18 protein-coding genes are annotated in these 18,400 nt (G+C 70.8%); 8 read left to right on the forward strand and 10 right to left on the reverse strand.

Annotated elements, in window-relative coordinates; translation table 11 throughout:
* Positions 1-263: 263 nt before the first annotated feature.
* Together IE241_RS17450 and IE241_RS17455 are read left to right on the forward strand one after the other, a co-directional pair.
* Positions 264-1,709 carry a glyceraldehyde-3-phosphate dehydrogenase gene (locus IE241_RS17450; protein WP_190022692.1) on the forward strand — a complete coding sequence of 482 codons (1,446 nt, stop codon included), beginning with the start codon at positions 264-266 and terminating at the stop codon, positions 1,707-1,709.
* 218 nt (positions 1,710-1,927) lie between these two features.
* Complete coding sequence (locus IE241_RS17455; RefSeq protein ID WP_190022693.1) at positions 1,928-2,893, forward strand: PASTA domain-containing protein; 966 nt, start codon at positions 1,928-1,930, stop codon at positions 2,891-2,893.
* Between the two features lie 47 nt (positions 2,894-2,940).
* Here IE241_RS17455 and IE241_RS17460 read toward each other — a convergent pair whose 3' ends face one another.
* Positions 2,941-3,462 (reverse strand): asparagine synthase-related protein, encoded by a 522-nt coding sequence (locus IE241_RS17460; RefSeq protein ID WP_190022694.1) that lies wholly within the window; start codon positions 3,460-3,462, stop codon positions 2,941-2,943.
* Positions 3,463-3,556: 94 nt separating this feature from the next.
* The gene (locus tag IE241_RS17465; protein ID WP_190022695.1) at positions 3,557-3,940 is read right to left on the reverse strand and encodes a hypothetical protein; all 384 of its coding nucleotides are present in this window, start codon (positions 3,938-3,940) and stop codon (positions 3,557-3,559) included.
* 204 nt (positions 3,941-4,144) lie between these two features.
* Between IE241_RS17465 and IE241_RS17470 the strand changes: the two genes are divergently transcribed.
* Positions 4,145-4,576, forward strand: a complete 432-nt coding sequence (locus IE241_RS17470; RefSeq protein WP_190022696.1) for a hypothetical protein — start codon at positions 4,145-4,147, stop codon at positions 4,574-4,576.
* Between the two features lie 48 nt (positions 4,577-4,624).
* On the opposite strand, the gene phzG is transcribed toward IE241_RS17470, so the two are convergent.
* Genes phzG through IE241_RS17490 form a run of 4 tightly spaced genes read right to left on the reverse strand, consistent with a single transcriptional unit; the run spans position 4,625 to position 9,011 of the window.
* Positions 4,625-5,308: a phenazine biosynthesis FMN-dependent oxidase PhzG gene (gene phzG / locus IE241_RS17475; RefSeq protein ID WP_229899410.1), complete on the reverse strand. Its 684-nt coding sequence runs from the start codon at positions 5,306-5,308 to the stop codon at positions 4,625-4,627.
* Positions 5,309-5,344: 36 nt separating this feature from the next.
* Positions 5,345-6,112, reverse strand: a complete 768-nt coding sequence (locus tag IE241_RS17480) for an alpha/beta hydrolase (RefSeq protein WP_190022697.1) — start codon at positions 6,110-6,112, stop codon at positions 5,345-5,347.
* 50 nt (positions 6,113-6,162) lie between these two features.
* Positions 6,163-7,452: an MFS transporter gene (locus tag IE241_RS17485; protein WP_190022698.1), complete on the reverse strand. Its 1,290-nt coding sequence runs from the start codon at positions 7,450-7,452 to the stop codon at positions 6,163-6,165.
* Positions 7,449-9,011, reverse strand: coding sequence for an FAD/NAD(P)-binding protein (locus IE241_RS17490; RefSeq protein WP_190022699.1), 1,563 nt, complete (start codon positions 9,009-9,011; stop codon positions 7,449-7,451). Before IE241_RS17490 ends, IE241_RS17485 begins: the two co-directional genes overlap by 4 nt.
* Positions 9,012-10,140: 1,129 nt before the next feature.
* Between IE241_RS17490 and IE241_RS17495 the strand changes: the two genes are divergently transcribed.
* The 3 genes from IE241_RS17495 (at position 10,141) to IE241_RS17505 (ending at position 12,293) form a co-directional block, all read left to right on the forward strand.
* The gene (locus IE241_RS17495; protein WP_190022700.1) at positions 10,141-10,365 is read left to right on the forward strand and encodes a hypothetical protein; all 225 of its coding nucleotides are present in this window, start codon (positions 10,141-10,143) and stop codon (positions 10,363-10,365) included.
* 11 nt (positions 10,366-10,376) lie between these two features.
* Positions 10,377-10,976: a hypothetical protein gene (locus tag IE241_RS17500; RefSeq protein WP_190022701.1), complete on the forward strand. Its 600-nt coding sequence runs from the start codon at positions 10,377-10,379 to the stop codon at positions 10,974-10,976.
* A gap of 189 nt (positions 10,977-11,165) precedes the next feature.
* Positions 11,166-12,293, forward strand: a complete 1,128-nt coding sequence (locus tag IE241_RS17505) for an aminotransferase class I/II-fold pyridoxal phosphate-dependent enzyme (RefSeq protein WP_190022702.1) — start codon at positions 11,166-11,168, stop codon at positions 12,291-12,293.
* On the opposite strand, the gene IE241_RS17510 is transcribed toward IE241_RS17505, so the two are convergent.
* The 4 genes from IE241_RS17510 to IE241_RS17525 all read right to left on the reverse strand — a co-directional run bounded on the left by IE241_RS17510 (position 12,275) and on the right by IE241_RS17525 (position 15,200).
* Entirely contained in the window at positions 12,275-13,024 is a 750-nt protein-coding gene (locus IE241_RS17510; RefSeq protein WP_190022703.1) for a serine hydrolase, read from the reverse strand. The genes IE241_RS17505 and IE241_RS17510 overlap by 19 nt on opposite strands.
* 97 nt (positions 13,025-13,121) lie before the next feature.
* Complete coding sequence (locus tag IE241_RS17515) at positions 13,122-13,577, reverse strand: hypothetical protein (protein WP_190022704.1); 456 nt, start codon at positions 13,575-13,577, stop codon at positions 13,122-13,124.
* Between the two features lie 184 nt (positions 13,578-13,761).
* Entirely contained in the window at positions 13,762-14,397 is a 636-nt protein-coding gene (locus IE241_RS17520; protein ID WP_190022705.1) for a hypothetical protein, read from the reverse strand.
* A gap of 68 nt (positions 14,398-14,465) precedes the next feature.
* A complete protein-coding gene (locus IE241_RS17525) occupies positions 14,466-15,200 on the reverse strand; it encodes a hypothetical protein (RefSeq protein ID WP_373300705.1) in 735 nt (244 codons plus the stop codon).
* Between the two features lie 334 nt (positions 15,201-15,534).
* On the opposite strand from IE241_RS17525, the gene IE241_RS17530 reads away from it, so the two are divergent.
* A complete protein-coding gene (locus IE241_RS17530) occupies positions 15,535-16,971 on the forward strand; it encodes an FAD-dependent monooxygenase (RefSeq protein ID WP_190022707.1) in 1,437 nt (478 codons plus the stop codon).
* 5 nt (positions 16,972-16,976) lie between these two features.
* Positions 16,977-18,392, forward strand: coding sequence for an MFS transporter (locus tag IE241_RS17535; RefSeq protein ID WP_190022708.1), 1,416 nt, complete (start codon positions 16,977-16,979; stop codon positions 18,390-18,392).
* The last annotated feature ends 8 nt before the right edge of the window (positions 18,393-18,400 follow it).

Here is an 18,400-nt window from a genome sequence, read left to right on the forward strand (position 1 = left end):
CGGGGCGGTGTCCCCGGGCGGTTGATGTGCTCAACATTAGGGAGATCGAATGAGCGGATGAATATCCCCGAGTCTTGGAATGATGTCCCATCGTCTTCACAGCCGGGATCCTGGGCCATCTCCGGGGGCGGCTACTCCAGGGCACACGGCGACCGCACTCCGGAGTGTGGGATTCCCCTCAGCGACACCGCTTGAACAGTCAAAAGAGTGTGGGGTTAGCATATGAGCGCCGCCTAGCTCGATCGAGAGATGGACCTGCACCTGTGACTGTCAACGAAGACTCGTTCACAAGCTGGAAGAACCGCGAGGAGATCGCGGAGTCGATGATCCCGATCATCGGGAAGCTGCACCGGGAGCAGGACGTCACGGTCCTCCTCCACAGCCGCTCCCTGGTGAACAAGTCGGTGGTCAGCATCCTGAAGACCCACCGATTCGCCCGGCAGATAGCCGGTGAGGAGCTCTCGGTCACCGAGACGCTGCCGTTCCTGCAGGCTCTGACCACGCTGGATCTCGGCCCTTCCCAGATCGACATCGGCATGCTCGCCGCGACCTACAAGGCCGACGACCGCGGCCTGTCGGTGGCGGACTTCACCGCCGAGGCCGTCGCCGGCGCCACGGGTGAGAACAAGATCGAGCGGTGCGACGGCCGCGACGTCGTCCTCTACGGCTTCGGCCGCATCGGCCGCCTCGTCGCCCGGCTCCTGATCGAGAAGGCCGGCTCCGGCAACGGCCTGCGGCTGCGCGCCATCGTCGTCCGTCAGGGCGGCGACCAGGACCTCGTCAAGCGCGCCTCGCTGCTGCGGCGCGACTCCATCCACGGCCAGTTCCAGGGCACGATCACCGTCGACGAGGCGAACAGCACGATCGTCGCCAACGGCAACGAGATCAAGGTGATCTACGCGGGCGACCCGTCGGAGGTCGACTACACGGCGTACGGCATCAAGGACGCCATCCTCATCGACAACACCGGCAAGTGGCGCGACCGCGAGGGCCTGTCCAAGCACCTGCGCCCCGGCATCGACAAGGTCGTCCTGACCGCGCCCGGCAAGGGTGACGTGCCCAACATCGTGCACGGCGTCAACCACGACATGATCAAGCCGGACGAGCGGGTCCTGTCCTGCGCGTCCTGCACCACCAACGCGATCGTCCCGCCGCTGAAGGCGATGGACGACGAGTACGGCGTGCTGCGCGGCCACGTGGAGACGGTCCACTCGTTCACGAACGACCAGAACCTGCTGGACAACTACCACAAGGCCGACCGCCGCGGCCGTTCGGCGCCGCTGAACATGGTCATCACCGAGACCGGTGCCGCCTCCGCCGTCGCCAAGGCGCTGCCCGACCTCAAGGCGCCGATCACCGGCAGCTCGATCCGCGTTCCGGTGCCGGACGTCTCGATCGCCATCCTCAGCCTGCGGCTCGGGCGCGAGACCACCCGCGAGGAGGTCCTCGAGTACCTGCGCGACGTCTCGCTGAACTCGCCGCTGAAGCGCCAGATCGACTTCACCACCGCCCCCGACGCCGTGTCCATGGACTTCGTCGGCTCGCGCCACGCCTCGATCGTCGACGCCGGCGCCACCAAGGTCGACGGCGACAACGCGATCCTCTACCTGTGGTACGACAACGAGTTCGGTTACTCCTGCCAGGTCATCCGTGTCGTCCAGCACGTGTCCGGGGTGGAGTACCCGACGTTCCCGGTGCCTCAGGTCTGATGCGTCAGGTCTGATGCCCGAGGCCTGAGGCCTGATACCTCGGGTCTGATCGCGGGACCTCACCGCTCCGGCGTCCCCAGGACGCCAACACCCGGGCGGCCACCTCAACGGCGAGGTGGCCGCCCGAGGCCTGTCCCCGCACCCGGCCCCAGTCGGGCAGGCCACACCAGGTGGGTACGCTACGCGCGCACAATTGCGCGAATCCGAAGGGCGCCGTCATGCCTGGCCCGCACACCACCCCGGCACCGTCCGGTCCGCCCCGCGACCCGGAGGGCGAGCCCCGGCGGCGCACCCCCTGGTCGAAGGCCTGGAAGATCGCGGTGCCGGTCGCCGCAGTGGGCCTGCTGGGTGCGCTCCTGTCCGACCCGCCCGGGGAAGCCACGCAGGACACCGCGGCGGACACGAAAGCAGCCGGCGCGAAGCGGTCCCACGGCATGACGTCCGGCACGACGGGCACCCGGGCGGCGACGAGCACACCGGAGCCGGCAAGGCAGCCGGTCCCCGACTACCGCGGCCAGAACCTGGACGCCGCGTACGGAAAAGCCCGGAAGGCCGGGTTCCTTGTCAAGTCCCACGATGCGTCCGAGAAGGACAAGTTCATCCGGGGCCGCACGCCGTGGACGGTCTGCTTCCAGGAGCCGGGCAGGACCGGTACGCAGGCGACGCTCGACTTCGCCGTCGTGCCGACGGATGCGCCGTGCCCGGAGGAGGACGGCCGGCCCATCCCGTGGCCCACGATGCCCGATCTGGTCGGGAAGACGTGGCGGACGGCTCGCGTGGAGATCACCGCCCTGGGGATACCCGCCGACCATGTCCGGGCGCAGAAGGCGTACCGCAACGACAAGCTGCCCGGCGAAGGCGAGTACGACGACTGGCGGGTGTGCGCGCACGACCCCGCCAAGGGCGAGAAGGCCGTGAGCGGCACACGGGTGACGCTCTACCTGTCGTCCCAGGACAACGGCTGCCCGGAGCCCGACCGGGCGACCGGCGCGGCCCTGGACCTGCCGGACCGGGACGACGACGGCGACCCGGACTACCGCGACCCCTTCCCCGGCGATCGCAACCGCAACACCGCCTTCCCGAAGGGGATCCCCCGCCTGGGCGACTCCGACGGCTCCAACGGTTCGTCCGGCGGCTCCCACGGCGACGGACGGATACTCTGCCGCCACACCCGTTTGTGCTGACGGGGGCGGGGGTGCGGGGCGGGCTCCCAGGCCGCCGTGCCGTGCTGCTACAGCGTGCGCGACAGCAGGTAGGAAGCCTTCGCGTCCCCCAGTTCCATGAAGCGCGCCAGCGTGTACCGCTCCAGCGGACCGCTGGTGAGCCGGCCAGCCAGGTCCTCACCGCCCGGCGGCAGGGCCGCCTTGCGGTCGAAGCCGTCACCCAGCAGCCCCGGGCCGGCGTCCTGCCTGCCGTAGCGGTATCCGGCGCCGCGCGCGAACGTCATCTTCGGCCGGGCGAGGATGTAGTCCGGCAGGTCGTCCTTCATGGCCCTGCGCAGCGCGGCCTTCGACAGGCCGTCGCGGAGCAGGTCCTGCGGGCCGAAGCCCAGCGCCGTGCGGACCACCTCCGGCGCCAGGAACGGCGTGCGTACGTCCGTACCCGTGGCCGCGGCGAGCCGGTCGAGCCGCCGGCAGCTCGTACGGTGCAAGTTGCCCAGCTCCCGCAGCCGGTGGCGCTCCGTCTCCGCCGGGCTCTCGTCGGCACTGCGGTAGCCGCCGAACAACTCGTCGGAGCCTTCGCCCGTGAGCACGGCTCCGTCAGCCGCTGGGCGAAGTCCAGGTCGGGTGCGTCCGGGGTCGCCACCGTCACGGCGCGCACCCGCGGGTTGACCTGGTGGGCCAGGGTCAGCACGGTGGGCTGTCCATGCCGCCGGAGAGCAGGAGGACGTACTCACCGGCCGGCACCCGGGCCCGTACCGCATCGGCAAGCGCCGTGCGCAGCCGGGCGTACGGGTCGGCAGTGGTGGGCAGGCTCGCTGCATCGGCGCCGGGGCCGTCCGGGGAGCCGTCCGGGAGACCGTCCGGCGCAAGAAGCGACGAGTGCCGGCGGATGTCCACCACCTTGCCGTCCTCCAGCACGGCCACGTGGCCCGGCGGCAGCACGTCGATGCGCTCCACGCTCTCCAGCTCAGCCGGGCCGGCGAGCTGTGATGCACCCAGGAGCAGCCCGTCGGTCGTCCTGGCGAGGTGGAACGGGCGTACCCCGAGGGCGTCGCGGGCCACGGTCACCCGGCGCGCCGCGACGTCGGCGCCTCAGGACGACACCGCAGTCCGGAGCCTCGGGATCCTGCGAGGGTCTGCCGGGTTCAGAGTGACGCAGTGTCATAGGACCTCCACCAATGGAGCAGCACATCACCGCTTCGAAATGCTCAAGCGGCGCCGGGCGGTCACTCTGGGTCTCGTACCGTGAAGGAGCCGTAGGAGAGAGCATTCGTGACCCTGCAGTCGTTCTCCAAATGGGCGATCGGCATCATCAGTGCCGTGCTGGCCCTCGGGTTGCTCGCTCTCTTCTTTTGCATCTGCCTCTACATCGTGAGTACGGCGGACACTCCGCCGCGGCTTGCGGATCCCGCCCCGAGTGGCCCGCCGTCTCATGGCCCCGATGGCGCTCTGCCGTCCCAATTCCGGGGCGCCTACGATCCCAGCGCCCGCCTCCTGGGCCTGCTCGCCATCGTGTCGCCGCTGCTGACCACGATCGTCGGCTTCTACTTCGGGCAGCGCGCCGGCGCCGCGAGCGGCGAGGCCGCCAGGTCCGAAGCCGAGAAGAAGCGGGCGAAGATCACCTCCGCACTCCAGGCGGAGCAGCAGAACGGCGCGCTGAAGGTTCTTCGCGACAAGGGGCTCGTCGACCCGCCGAACAGCTGAAAGGTGGCCACCGCCGTCGATTCCGATCTGTCGGCCTCGGCCCCGGCGTCAAGGCTGCAGGCGCCCGTGCGTCCAGGCCTGTGCGTCCTGCGCCGTGCGCTCGTAGGCGAGGCGGCGGTGCAGGCGGTCGGGGCTGCCGTACCAGAACTCGATGGCCTGCGGGACCAGGCGGTAACCCGTCCACTCGGCCGGACGCTGCACCGGCCCGCCGGACTCCGCGAGCTCCCGGGCCCGTTCGCGCAGCGCTGTCTCGTCGTCCAGCGGGCGGCTCTGCCGCGAGACGGCGCTGGTCACCCGGGCGGCGAGCGGACGCTGGGCGAACAGGGCGTCGGATTCCTCGGCGGTGAGCTCCTCGACCGTCCCGGACACGGTGATCTGCTGGAGGGTCTCGCGCCAGTAGAACGTCATCGAGGCCCCGGGGCGGGCCTCCAGGTCCCGGCCCTTGCGGCTTCCCTTGAAGCTGGTGAAGACCAGCCCGCGCGCGTCGAGGTCCTTCACGAGCAGGACCCTCGTGGAAGGCAGCCCGTCCGGGCCGACGGTCGCCAGCACCGCCGCGTAGGGCTCCCGCACCCCGCGGCGCAGGGCGCCGGCCATCCAGTCGCGCAGAAGCGCCACGGGGTCTGCGGGCGGCGCATCGAATTCGCGCAGGTGCAGTGAAGTGTCACCGCTGAGGGCCTGCACGCTTTCGGTCATCTCCTCGTTCTCCTTCAGGCTGCCGCGGGGCACGGGCATGCCGGGATTCTGCGGGCTTATCGGGGCGTTGCGCGCCTATCGGGGTGTTGCGGCTATCTCCGCCAGCAGCTCGGCCAGCTCCTCCGGTGCCGCGAGGAACGGCGAGTGCCCGCCGGGCAGATGACGCACCGTCCCTGCCCGTTCGGCCATCCGCTTCTGGTGCGAGGGCGACAGGCTCCGGTCGTCGTCGCAGACGATGTAGGTGGAGGGCAGGGTGTGCCAGCCCGCCTGCGTCACCGGTTCGGTGAAGGACCGCGCGCTCTGGGGTACCAACCTGGCCAGCGCCTCCTCCCGCGCGGCCTGAGGCAGGTCCCCGTACAGCGCGTCCGAGCCGTTCTCAGGGGCCGGGTAGGTGCCCTCCACCGAGTCCGGATCGGCGTGCGGGACCCCGAGGAAGGAGAAGGCGCTCTCCCCGGTGTCGAGCTGAAAGGCGGTCAAATAGACGATGTGCGCGACGTTCGCGGCGCCGGCGGTCGCCTGCGTGACCGGGACGCCACCGTAGGAATGCGCCACCACGACCACCGGTCCGCCGACGCCGTCGATCGCCTCGCGGACCACGCGTGCATCGTCGGACACTCCCGGCAGCCGCCCGCTCGACCCCTCGGGGACGGCGCTCGGCAGATCGACGGTGCGCGCGCCCCAGCCGCGGGCCGCGAGAGAGACCTGCACCTTCTCCCAGCACCAGGAGCCATGCCAGGCTCCGTGGACCAGGAGCAGTTCGGGACGGCCGGACGCGGCCGCCTCGGAGGACGCTGTCGCCTCGGAGGACACGGAAGGAACGGACGACGCGGAAGGTATCGGCATGATCGTCAACCGTTTCACGCCCGGCCGCCGTTGGCCAGCGGATATCCCCGTCACCGGCCCGATCTCAAGGGGCGTACGGCGCTCTCCACGGCCACGGCTGCATCATGGCCGGCCGGAACCCGGCTGCTCCGGCTTCGCAGAGCGAACACGCAGAGCAGGAACAGCGACAGGGCAGGCAGCGCGATCGCGAAAGCGAGCATGGAGGAATCCGGAGAACCCGGAATCCCGGTCAGAGCGGTGTAGCAAGCGCCCGATGCCATCTGCAGGAAGAAGAACAACCCCGAAGCCGCCCCGGCGTACTCGCCCTCGTATCGCATCATCCCGGCCTGACAGGTGGGGAACAGCGCTCCCACGCCGAGCATGCATACGGCCATCGGCAGAACGATGCTCAGCGTGCTGTGCGGCCACAGGCGCACCGTGACCGTCATCAGCAGGGCGGCGCCCATCGCCACCGCGGCGGCCGTACGCGCGATGAACTCCAGCGACCGTGTCCTGCCCAGTCGTTTCGCCGTCGTACTGCCGGCCACGTAACCCGTGATCACCAGCGTGTACAGCGCTCCGTAGAGGGTGGGCGAGGCGCCCAGCCGCAGCTGGAGGAGATCGCTGGAGTAGGTGGTGAAGGTGAAGTAGGTGCACCAGGCGAGGCTGATGGCACCGGCGAAGACCGTGAAGTCACGGTTGGCGAGAACCGTGCGGTAGGCCCTGCCCAGTCCGGCCAGGCCCCCCGGCGGGCGCACGGGGCCGGCCGGGGTGCCCGCGGCTTCGGCTGCGGCGCCGTGATCCGCCGGAAGGAGCTTGACGACCGCGACGATGATGACTGCTCCGAGTACGGCCATGAAGGCGAACAGCGCGCGCCAGGAGGTGTGTTCCACGGCCAGCCCCGCCAGCGGCGGCGACGCGGCCGGGGTCACCGCGATCACGGTGGAGAGCGCGGTCAGCATGGGCAGTCGCTGCTCGGCAGGCAGCGTCCGCTGCACCCACAGCCGCGAGATCACCGTGCCGGTACCGGCGCCGAGCGCCTGCAGCACCCGGCCCACCACGAAGACCCCGTACCCGGGAGCCAGCAGACAGAGCAGGGACGCACCGGTGAACACGGCGAGCCCGGTCAGCTGAACGCGCCTGGAGCCGTAGCGGTCCGCCAGGTTGCCGGTGAGGATCATGCACACCGCGTACGCGGCCATGTAGCCGACCAGCGATCCACTGGTGCTGCCCGGCCCGACCCCGAACGACCTGCCGATGGCGGGCAGGGCGGGAACATAGGCTGCCAGTGCCAGCTGGGGCACGAAGACCAGTGACATCAGGCAGACGGCCACCCCGCGCGGCAGCCCGGTCTGTTTCATGCGACGGCCCCCACCAGAAGACGGTCCGAGGCCGGTACGAGCTCTTCCGCCACTCTGGCGGCCTGCCGCGCGACCAGCTCCATGGAGCTCGTGTGGAAGTGCTCCCCCGAGGCCAGGTCACCGATCACATAGAGGTGGGGGGACACCGCTCCGGCGGAACCCCGCACCCGGTTGGTCTCGGGATCGACCCGGATGCCGCCCAGCGGGTGGGAGACGAAGGTGCCGTTCCGCAACAGCCGGGACGTCAGCGAGGAGGCGGACGCGGCGGCCGTGTTGTTCGTACGTCCGACCGCGTTGACGATCGCGTCGTAGTGTTCGGTGCGGCCTTCGGCGAACGTCGCCGTGAAGCCGCCGCCTGCAGCCGCCGTGACATGGGTGATGCCCCGGGCGAAGCCGAGCCGGCCTGCGTCGTGGAGACCGAGCAGCCGGTTCGCGTTCGTCACCGGCATCGGGCTGCGCAGGCAGTTGTACGTCCGGTAGTGGTCCCGCAGGAACAGGCGGCGGCTCGCGTCCGGAAGGGAGCGCCACAGCTCCGAATAGAACGGACTGAGGGCAGCGACGCAGCGCTGTGCAAGGCCGCCGGGCAGCGGATTCTCCAGCCGGTGGCGCAGCAGTTCGGGCGCGGACCAGGAATCGGTGTACGGGCGCAGCGCCTCGCGGATACCGGTTCCGCGCGACCGCAGGGTGGTGTCGACGAGTTCGAGGACACTGTGGAGGCTGACGCGGCCGTGAGCGAGCAACCGGCGTGCACCGTCCAGCAGTTCCGGCAGCTCGCCGGTGCCGAGGTCGGTCCGTACGTCCGGGATTCTGCCGGACCGCGAGGCGAGGGTGATCCGGCGCTCGTGCCCGGCGTCCGCCAGGACGACTGCCACGTCGATCGCCGTCAGCCCGGCCCCCAGCACGAGCACCTCCGCACCCGGGTCGACCTGGCTCAGCGAGCTGACGAGGGGGTACGGCTGGGCGACGAACCCGGCGGCCCCGGTGAGCCCGAAGACGTCGGAGGGCGCGATGGTACCGATCGCGAGGATCACCTGGTCGGCGACGAAGCGCTCCCCGTCGTCGGTGGTCAGGATGTGGCTGTCGCTCTCCCCGGTCGCCCCGGCCTCCACGGTCAGGTCGACGACCGCCGACGGCACGAGCGTCACCTGCGCCCCGAGCAGCCGCAAGTCCTCCCGTGACTGAAGGAAGACGCTCTCCAGGTACTGGCCGAACAGCGAGCGGGAGACGAAGTGCGAACGCGGCGTGTGCCGCGCCTCGGGGTTCGTGTGCTGCGCACCGGGGTTGCCGCGCTCGCGGGCGGAGGCCTGCCGGTAGAGCCAGCGGCGGAACTGTCCCGGGTCGCCGTAGTCCACGGACATGGAGGAATAGGGCCGGTTGAGCAAGGCGGTCTCGACGTCCTCGGCATAGGCGATGCCGGGGCCGAAACTCTTCCCTGGTTCGAACACGATGACATCCGCCGCCGCGCCGGCAACGTCGCCGGACAGCCGTCGGGCGTACGCGGCGAGGAACGCGGTGCTGGCGGCACCGCCCCCGACGACAGCGATGGTTCGTTTCTTCAACACTGCGACTCCGGTGTGTGGTGGCCAAGGCCCGCGCTGTGAGAGACCGTTCGGTGTCGACGAGTACGGACGCGAGAGACCACGGCGTTCCTTGTGACGGCGTGGCTCTGCGGCCGCCGGCTCCACGGGAGCCCCGGCCTGCGTATCGAGCCGCCCCCCACCGCTCACCTGGTCCGAAGCGTCGCCGTACCCGGACGGCCGACGATCACCTCACCAGTTCGAGCCGATGTACCGCAGTGACGGAGGCCATAGTTCCTCCATCAGGTTTCCCCACCCTGGCCCTGGCCCCGGCCGCGGCTCCGGATCCGGCTCATGGAAACTGTTCGCTCGCTTCGGAACCGTGTGCCGTCCATACAGCCGTCGATGCATTCATCCATGCATCGTCTGCAGCGCGAAGGCGGACAGACCGGTGCCCGTGCCTGCGGAATCTCTTCCGAGTGCCGCAGGCACGGGCACCGAACCTGATCCGGACAGCCTTTGCTGCAACAAAGGCCATCCTGTGTCCCCTGTTTGTGTCGAGTGGCAACGGCCGGGGAGACCGCGTGGAAGGGCCGTGGCACAGCACACGGCGGAGAGAGGTCAGGTATGCACGGGAGCACCGCGCGGCGAGCAGGATGCCGCTCTGCTGCGAACCGGACGGCCCGACCCGGTGGTTATGGCGCAATAGCCGGTACGCTGGCCGACCGGATCGAGGAGAGCAAGGGGCGGCAGGGCCATGTCTGGCCGCACTGACGTCATGTCAGCCCCCCTTCGCCTTTCGGCTAGCCGTACGTCGGCCGGGAGCGGATGGCCTTGCCCGGCACTGTCCGCTCTCCCGATATGACGTAACCATCCCCCTCGGGACGGTCTCCCGCAACGACGGAGCGCGCCGGGAATAGGGACTGCGACCGCCTCGCCGCGAAACAATCGGACGCCGAAGGCCCGTTGACCGGCGGCGCAGCCCCCGCTAAGCGTTCTCTCAGATCGGGACAGGGTGAAACAACCGCGCGTGCACCGTCTGGACGCCGCGCGTGCGCCGGGAGGAAGGTGAGACCTTGAGGTACTGGTCTGTTCCGGCTCTGCAAGGCCGAACGGACGCTTTCGGTACCTCGTGTCGAGTGGCAACGGACCCGAGGAGACCACTTTGGACATGCGTACGCCCGCCCAGTGCATCGAGAACCCCGTCACGCCCGGCAGCTTCCTGCTGCCCGGCACGGCCGTCGTCGTCATCGTGGTCGTGCTGGCCGCGGCCGTGGCGCTGACGCTGCTCGGTCTGCCTCTGGAGTCGGTGGTGGCGGTTCTCGCCGTCGCGAGCACCGCGGCCGTCGGCATCATCCGCCGCACGGCCGCCGTCTTCGCCGCCCACCGCGTCTGAAGGAGGCGTCCGTGGGGTGCCGCACCAGCGCCCCGGTGACGCCTGTCCCCGTGGAGACGCTCGCGCAGTGGCTGCGGTCACTGCGCGAGCAGTCGGGGCAGAGCTACCGCCGGATGGCGCAGTACGCGACCGAGAACCTTCACCAGCAGGTGCCGTACCTGCGCTTCTTCCACGCCGACCGGGGTGTCCGGCTCCCGGCGTGGTCCACCGTCCGCGTCTACGTCCGCGTCTGCGGCGGCGACGAGCAGCACGCGTACCGCCTGTGGAAGCGGGCCGCCTCGGCCGGGGAGCACCGGCCGTCCCGGCCGCCCCTCAAGCCGGAGTTCATCCGCCGGCCGCTCGACATCGTCGACGCCATGCGCGCCATGCGCGGCACCCGGGGCGAACCCGGCTACCGTACGCTCCGCGAGCTCGAACTCCTCGCGGGGCCAGGCCGGTTGCCGCGCTCTACGCTCAGCGCGGTCCTCAGCGGCCGCCGCATGCCGTCGAAGGAACTGCTCCTGACCTTCGTCGGCCTGACGGCCGGCATCGCCCCGGGCTCGCACAAGTCGCTGCTGTGGGCGGAGGCATGGGAGCGGGCGGACCTCTATCGCAGGGGCGCCGCCTCGTGAGCCGGTCCCTGAGCCGGGCGGCAGCCCTGGAACTCAGTGGCGTTGCTTCCGGCGGGGGCCCGGCGGGCCGCCCGTACGCACGGCCCGTTCCGGCCACCCACACCCCCGGGGGCTGTTGCCGGAGCACCTTCGGGCCCGGACACTGATGGCTGGCGAGACAACCATCAGCGCACGCGAATGAGGGTGCCCGTGACGCCGTCACTGTTCCGGATGCTCGACTGGCACGAGCTGATAGAGGCCGAGCGACAGCAGCCCGGCGCCCGTGTCTTCGTCTCCGACTACAACGGCGGGCACCCGTTCGTCGAGGAATTCCTCGGCGAGCTCGCCGACACCTCCCCCGGGCGCCTGGCGGACATCACCCGCTACTCCGGCCTGGACGAGGACGTCCGGCTGCGCGCGAAGATCGCCGCGGTGCACCGGCAGTACGACGGAGCCGACTGCACGCCGCGCAACGTTCTTCCGGGCGGCGGCTCCAGCAGCCTCCTCGGTACGTTCGCCACCTGGCTGCTGCTGACAGGACGGCGGCGGGTTCACTACGTCCCGCCGGTGTACTACAAGCTCGCCTACCTCTTCAGGCGCATGGGCATGGAACCCGTTCCCGTCGCCCGCAGCCACGCCTACCAGCCGGAATTCGACCTGCGCCTGCCCGACGAGCGGACCGTGCTCGTCCTCACCGACCCGGTCTGGTACGCGGGGAGAAGAGTCCCGTCCACGGTGCTGAAGACGATCGGGGCCTGGCAGCAGGAGACGGGCTCGCTGGTCTTCGTCGACGGGACCTTCCAGTACATGCGCTGGGACGGGGAACGCGGCGAGGAGTCGGCCGCTCACCTGCCCGGCGATCTCACCCTCCGTATGGTGTGCCCCACCAAATACCTGTCGATCCACGGCTACCGCTGTGCGCATCTACTCCTCCCCGAGCGGCTGCGTGAGGAGCTGGCCGAGCTGCATATGAATCTGCATGGTGATGTGGCCGTTTCCGACCGCCTCTTCGCGCACCGTGCGGCCGACGTCATGCTCGGCGAGGGCAACGGCGCGCTGATACGGCACGTCCGTGACCGTCACAGGGTGCTGGTGGACAGCGGCGCGCTCAGCGCACGGATGCCGGTCGAGGCCGGCTTCTTCCTGTTCGCCCGGCCGTGGGTGCCGCACCGCTGGTTCCTGGCGATGGACGGGAAGTACTTCGAACTCGACGGCCATCCCGGGTACATCCGCATCAACCTGCTCAACCGCCCCGGTACCGAGGCCTTGATGGCTACGGTCGGCCAGCCGGCCGGTCAGCGGGTCGGTCGGCAGATCGGTCAACCCACGACGGTGTGACGGTCCGTCCAGACCCGCGCCGAGATCCGCGCCAGCAGACGGGCGGCCGGATCATCGACGTCGTGCCCGTTCGCGAGAGGGCCGCTGTAGCAGACGGCGATCGCGTAGGGCTCGGCGTCCTGCGGATAGACCACGGCGGCGCAGTGCCGCAGTCCGGGGAACCAGCCGTTCTTGCTCGCCAGCCGGGTCCCCGGCGGCAGCCCCGCCGCCACGTCCACGCGGTGGACGTTGCCCTCCAGCTGTCCCAGCACCTCCGGCTCCAGCGACTCCAGCAGCCGGACCAGGTCCCCGGCGGTGACCTGGTTGTGGACGCCGACCGCGCGGGCGGGGTAGTCCTCGATACCGCGCGGACTCGCGCTGCCGGACGCCCCGGCCCGGCACCACACTCGCGCCACGGCGTCGTGACCGACTTCGGCGAGGCAGAGGTTGGTGGCCAGGTTCGAGGAGTACGTGACCATCCGCCCGGCCAGCCAGCGCAGCGACGCGGTCGCGCCGAGGAGTTCCCACGGTGCCGGATCGCTGTCGTACGCAAGCGAGTTGGCGTAGGTGGCCGAACCGATCAAAGAAGTGAAGCGATTGACCACAGGGACATGCGCGTCCAGGTCGATCCCGCTGCGGTGAAGCGCGGCCAGCACCGCCACCTTCATCGTGCTCGCCGCGTCGTGCGGCACGTCCGGGTTCCGTGCGACGACGGGAGCGCGCCGCCAGGGCGCCACGACTACGGAAAGCACGCTACGACTCCAGGACACGCGGCGCCCGACAACCCGAAAGAGGAAACGCCAGGGCGACCGGGCCACGACGGCTCCCGGTCGCCCCACCACCTTGCCCCTACGGCTCCTCGGTCGGGATCGGGCCCAGGTATTCCAGGGTCCACGTCTCCTGGAACTCGGGCTGCGGCTTCACGAGCACGATCTGCGCACCACGGTGCCCGGCGCGCAGGGCGAGACCGTTGTCGGACAGGATCTTGAGTCCGCCGATGACCCGCTCGAACGTGAACTTCGTCCACTCGGCGCGCGGAACGCTGTTCACGAAGAGCTTCTCCTCGTGGGCCACGAGACCCGCGGCCGGGTGGTAGGCCAGGTGGATCACGTAGGGCGACCCCGGGACTTCGTGCTCAGCGACGTCGATGATCCACTCCTGCTCGATCGGCAGGGGGTTGAGGCGGTCGGTGATGACAGGAGCGCCGTGCTTGACGGCGTACTCGGTGGCCGTCAGGAGGGAGGTCGGTCCGATGATGTGAGCGTGGATCTTGTACTTGCCGGGCTTGACCGGAATCGGGGCCATGCGGGGCACGTCCTCTCTCACGTTTCCGCTACCGGCGGCGACCCCGCCGGCACACGCCCTCCACCTTCGCGGCGGGTTCACCAGCTGCAAAGGGCGGTATATGGCCAAGCCCATTACGGCGGGGAATGATCGATCACAGTTGCGAATACGGCACCTCGGGCCGGGACACGGGGCATGCGCGCGCTCAGAGCCGCAGGATGGTCACGGTAGTCGGACCGGACGCCGAGGTGAGGCCTTGGGAGGTTGTGCAAGCGGTCTGCTGGGAGGCGAGCAGGGTCACTTCGGTGACCACGGTCGCGCCCTTGAACGCCCCTTCGGTGATCTTCCCCGTGCTGACGGTGACGACGTTGCCGTTGGGGCGCACCGCCGCGACGCTGCGGATGGTGGCGGTGGAGGTGCGATCGGTCCCCCGGTCGTTGCCTCCCTTCCCGTGGAGGGCGGAGTTCTTGCTGCCCGCGCCCTCCCGTCCCTCTCCCCAGTGGAACGTGAGCGTCCCGGCGGCCGGGCCGAGCAGGCACGACAGCGTGCCCGAGGAACTGCCTCCGAAGGCGGCCGAGGTGAAGGCGGGGTCCGTGGAGAGGGGGCACCCCACGAGGGCCTGCGAGGTGATGGAGACGGCTCTGGGGAGGAGGGTCAGCCCCGGCGAGTAGGTGGCGGCGACGGTGCCGGCGCACTCCAGGAGCACCGCGCCCTTGTCGTGGCCGGCGCCGCCGCCGTGAGCGTTGGCCTGTGCCGGAGGCGCCGTCGGCACGAGGGCGGCGACGCCGAGTGCCGCCGCCACGGCCGCCGTACGGGTCCTGCGCAGTCGACTGGGGTTCACAAGGGCCCTCCCTGCTTGTGCGCTACTGCTGTTTGCCGCTGCTGCCGGCTGCTGCTGTTTGCCGCTTTTCAGGTGCGGTGTACGTCGACGGAGACGGTGCTCTGCTGGTGGTTCGCCACCGTGTACACGCGGCCGTCGTTGCCGAGGCCGCAGGGGGCGAGGTCTGCCGGCGCGCGGGTGAGGTGGGCGCCTTCGACGCGGACGTACGCGATCTCGGGGCATGCGTCCAGCACCGCGGCGCCCAGTTGGTAAAAGGTGTGCTGGCTGGATCGGCTGGTGTGTCCGGTGAACGCTTCGGTGACGGCCCTGCCGGCCCGGAGACGGCAGGCCCGGAAGTCCGCTTCTGCTGATTCGTGTCGCCAGGTCACGTCCAGGCGGGCCGCGAAGACACGGTCGGTGGCGGCCCGGGTGGTGGTGTAGGCGTCGCGGGCGAAGCCGGTGAAGGTCGCGCCACCCGTGACGAAGAGCTCGATGCCCTGCAGGCCGCCGCGCACGGTCGGTTCGCCGGCGGACGGGAAGGCGACGTGGGCGTGGTGGCGGGGTTGAGAGCCGGGGCCGAAGTGGCCTGGGCCCTCTGCCTGTCCATCGGTCCCCAGAGGGTCGAGCTCCGTACAGGAGATGGACACGTCGGCGGTCCTGGGCGGGTGGTCGGCGGTGAGGAAGTGCTCGGCCAGGGCCAGGGCGAAGGCCTCCGGCTCCGCGCCGGTGTGCCGTGCGCCGAAGGCCAGTACGGCATTTGCGATCGAACTGACCGGGATCAGCCGCGTGTTGTCGCCGTCGCGGTAGACCTCAGGGTGATCCATTCCCAGCCGGACATCGGCGCGGAGCGCGCGGACTCTGTGCCGGGAAAGGGATCGATCCACGAGCAGGAATTCGATTCCCGATTCTCCGTAGACGTGATCGCCGATGGCGTGGCCCATCGTTCTCCGTTCCGCCGCGCGGTGCTCGGATGCCGGGTTGCTCGGATGCCCGGACACCTTCCCAGTCGTCGGAGAAACTGGTCAATGAAACCCATGGAAGTACGACAATCACATGGACTCCCCTGGGGTTGATACTCCAAGAGGCCGTATGGACAAGGTGGTTGCCCGGTGCCAGCCTTGGGGCGTCGTCGACGGGTCCCCGCGAAGGGAATGCCGTATGGCCAGCCCCTCTTTTCTTCCCGATGCGGTCCAGGTGGCCGTGGTAGGCGGCGGTCCCGTGGGCCTGCGACTGGCGGCGGAGCTGTCCTTGCAGGGGACCGAATGTCTCGTCCTGGAACGGGATTGCCGCATATCCCGCGTCACACGGGCGCTGGTCCTGCATTCCCGCACACTCGAATTCCTCGACATGCGTGGAATCGCTGCACCTTTCCTCGATCTCGGCCATCGGTACCGTCACTATCCGCTGGGATCCGCACATGCGACAGTCCCCTTCGCGGGGGTCGACAGTCCCTTTCCCTGCGCGCTCGCCCTGGCTCAGCACCGGACGACACATCTCTTGGAGCAATCCGCCCTCAAGAACGGCGCGCTCGTCGTCCGTGGAGCGGAAGTCACCGGCGTACGCGAGGACGACGCGGGAGTCGTGCTGACCGTACGGCAATCGGGTCGGACGCGCCCGATACGAGCCGCCTATGTCGCCGGATGCGACGGCGCGCACAGCACCGTCCGCAGGCTCGCGGGGATACCGGCCCACCGCATCGTCCACCCCTACGACGTCGTGTCGGTCGACGCACGGCTCGACTCCCCGGGCCCGCCGCCGCAGCAACAACCCTGGGGGCGCTGGGGACGCGACGGCATGGCGCTGTTCCTGCCGTTCGGGGACGGGCGCTGGCGCGTGATCCTCTACCCCTACCGCCCGCTTCCGGCGCGGCGCCACACCCCCGGCGGACCCGCCGACATCGACACCGCTCTGGCCCAGGCACTGCTGCGCCGCATCACGGGGCAGGGCCTCGCCCTGCGCGAAGTCGAGTGGTTCAGCCGCTACCGGTGCGAGCACCGCCACGCCGCCCGGTACCGCCACCGTCGCGTGCTGCTCGCCGGCGACGCCGCGCACGTCCACCCGCCCACCGGGGGCCAGGGCCTCAACACGGGAATCGCCGATGCCATGAGCCTCGGGTGGCGGCTGGCCGCGGCGGCCGCCGACCCCCGGTACGACGGGCTCCTCGACGCCTACGCCCGGGAACGCCGGCAGTCCGCCGCCCGCGTCATGCGGCTCACCGGCGCCCTGCTGCATGTCAATGCGACACCCGCGTACTGGGGCCACGCCCTGCGCGCCGCCGCTCTGGCAGGCGCGCGGCTGCCGCCCGTACGCCGTCGGCTCGCCGTCGTCCTGGCCGGGCTGCAGGGCAGGAGCGAGAGCCCCGGCGGACGGGTAAGCAGCGGTGCGCCGGCTCCCGACGTACCGCTCACCGACACCGCCACAAACCCCCACCGGCGGCTGTTCGAGGCCCTCCGCACCGGCGCCCACGTACATCTCGTACCGCCCTGCGGCACCCCGGATCCCCGTGCGGCGGCCATGACACTGCCCCTGCTCACAGTGCACACCGACGCGTACCGGCAGCCGCACATCGTCCGGCCCGACGGACACTTCCTGTGAGGCGCGTGCCCGGTTCACCGTTCGTCTGCCACCTCGCCTTGCTGTGCGGAGCCCTGGCCATCGCGGCCCCCACAGCAGCTGTACCGGCTTTCGCCGATGCCCTCCGAACGAGCCCGGCCCTCACTCAGTGGTGCGCCGCCGGCTACCAACTGACCAGCGGCCCGCTGCAACTCGGCGCGGGACACCTCGCCGACCGGTACGGGGCGCGCCGCGTCCTGCCGGCCGCGCTGGCCCTGTTCGCCACCACGAGCCTGCTGGCGGCCACCGCGGGCCACGGCCCCGGCCTGCTCACCGCCCGTCTGGCCCAGGGCGCCGCCGGCTCCGTCCTCTCACCCGTCAGCCTCTCGCTCCTGATCGGGCTGAGCCCGGACGAGAACGAGGAACGACGTGCCGTCGGCGGCTGGGTGGCCACTGCGGCCACCGCCTCCTGCCTGGGACCACTGCTCGGCGGCCTGCTCACCAGCGCGCTGGGGTGGCGCGCGGTGTTCGGCGCCCTCGCCCTCCTGGCCGTCGTCACGGCGGCCTGCGCCCTGACCCTGCTCCCCGGCCGGACGCCGCACAGCCCCCGCCCTGAAGGGCGGCTCGACAGCCCTGAAGGGCGGCTCGACGGCGTGGGCATCGCCCTGTGCACCGCAACGGCCACGATGGCGCTGATCGCCCTGACCGCTCCGACAGCCGGTGCCCCACCGATCGCGGCACTCACGGCAGTCGCGGCGGCAGGAGTCCTGCTCGCCGCCCTCCTGCACCGGGCCCGGCACCACCAGGGCTTCGTCCTCGACAGCGGACTCCTGCGGCGACCGGCGACGCGCCGCGCGCTGTTCGTGCTGCTGGTGCTCTTCTGCGCGAACTCGCTCTTCACCTACCTGACGTACTTCGAACTCACCCGGGCGCACGCCCTCGACGCCCTCCAGGCCGCGCTGGTCACCCTGCCGGCCGTGGCCCCCGCGGCATTCACGGGCCGCTGGGCCGCCCGGCGCACCGCAACCCCCGGCGCCGGCCCCCGCCTCATGCGCGCCGGGCTGCTGTGCATCGCCGCCGGCCTCCTCGCGGGCGGCCTCGGCGGCGGGCCCGCAGCCCTGTGGCTGCCGGCCGGCTCCTGCGCTGTCATCGGCTGTGGCCTGGGCCTGGCCAATGGCGCCGCGATGACGACGGTGGCCATGGGCGCATCCGGCACCACAGGGGCAACGAGCGCCGCCGCAACGGCCACCACGTTCGCCATGCTCGGCAGTGCGTGCGGACCCGCCCTCGCCGGAGCGGCGACCAGCGCGGCCGCCCACCTGCCTGCGACCGCCCCGGGCACGCCAGCCCACCTGGCGCTCTGCTCGGCGGCCCCGGCCCTCGCCCTGACCGCCGTCGCCCTCACTCGCTCGCACGGCACGAAAGACCCCGCAGGGTGGGGTCCGCTACCGCGTCGGTGGTGATCTCAGAG

Origin of the sequence: Streptomyces hiroshimensis, from assembly GCF_014650335.1 — a bacterium.
Taxonomy (GTDB): Bacteria; Actinomycetota; Actinomycetes; order Streptomycetales; family Streptomycetaceae; genus Streptomyces; species Streptomyces hiroshimensis.

What these genes read in the sequence shown, in the direction of transcription:
- IE241_RS17455 (WP_190022693.1), top strand. Translation starts at nt 1,928, where the DNA reads ATGCCTGGCCCGCACACCACCCCGGCACCGTCCGGTCCGCCCCGCGAC.
- phzG (WP_229899410.1), bottom strand. Translation starts at nt 5,308, where the DNA reads ATGCCCGTGCCCCGCGGCAGCCTGAAGGAGAACGAGGAGATGACCGAA.
- IE241_RS17480 (WP_190022697.1), bottom strand. Translation starts at nt 6,112, where the DNA reads ATGCCGATACCTTCCGCGTCGTCCGTTCCTTCCGTGTCCTCCGAGGCG.
- IE241_RS17485 (WP_190022698.1), bottom strand. Translation starts at nt 7,452, where the DNA reads ATGAAACAGACCGGGCTGCCGCGCGGGGTGGCCGTCTGCCTGATGTCA.
- IE241_RS17495 (WP_190022700.1), top strand. Translation starts at nt 10,141, where the DNA reads ATGCGTACGCCCGCCCAGTGCATCGAGAACCCCGTCACGCCCGGCAGC.
- IE241_RS17515 (WP_190022704.1), bottom strand. Translation starts at nt 13,577, where the DNA reads ATGGCCCCGATTCCGGTCAAGCCCGGCAAGTACAAGATCCACGCTCAC.
- IE241_RS17525 (WP_373300705.1), bottom strand. Translation starts at nt 15,200, where the DNA reads ATGGATCACCCTGAGGTCTACCGCGACGGCGACAACACGCGGCTGATC.
- IE241_RS17530 (WP_190022707.1), top strand. Translation starts at nt 15,535, where the DNA reads ATGGCCAGCCCCTCTTTTCTTCCCGATGCGGTCCAGGTGGCCGTGGTA.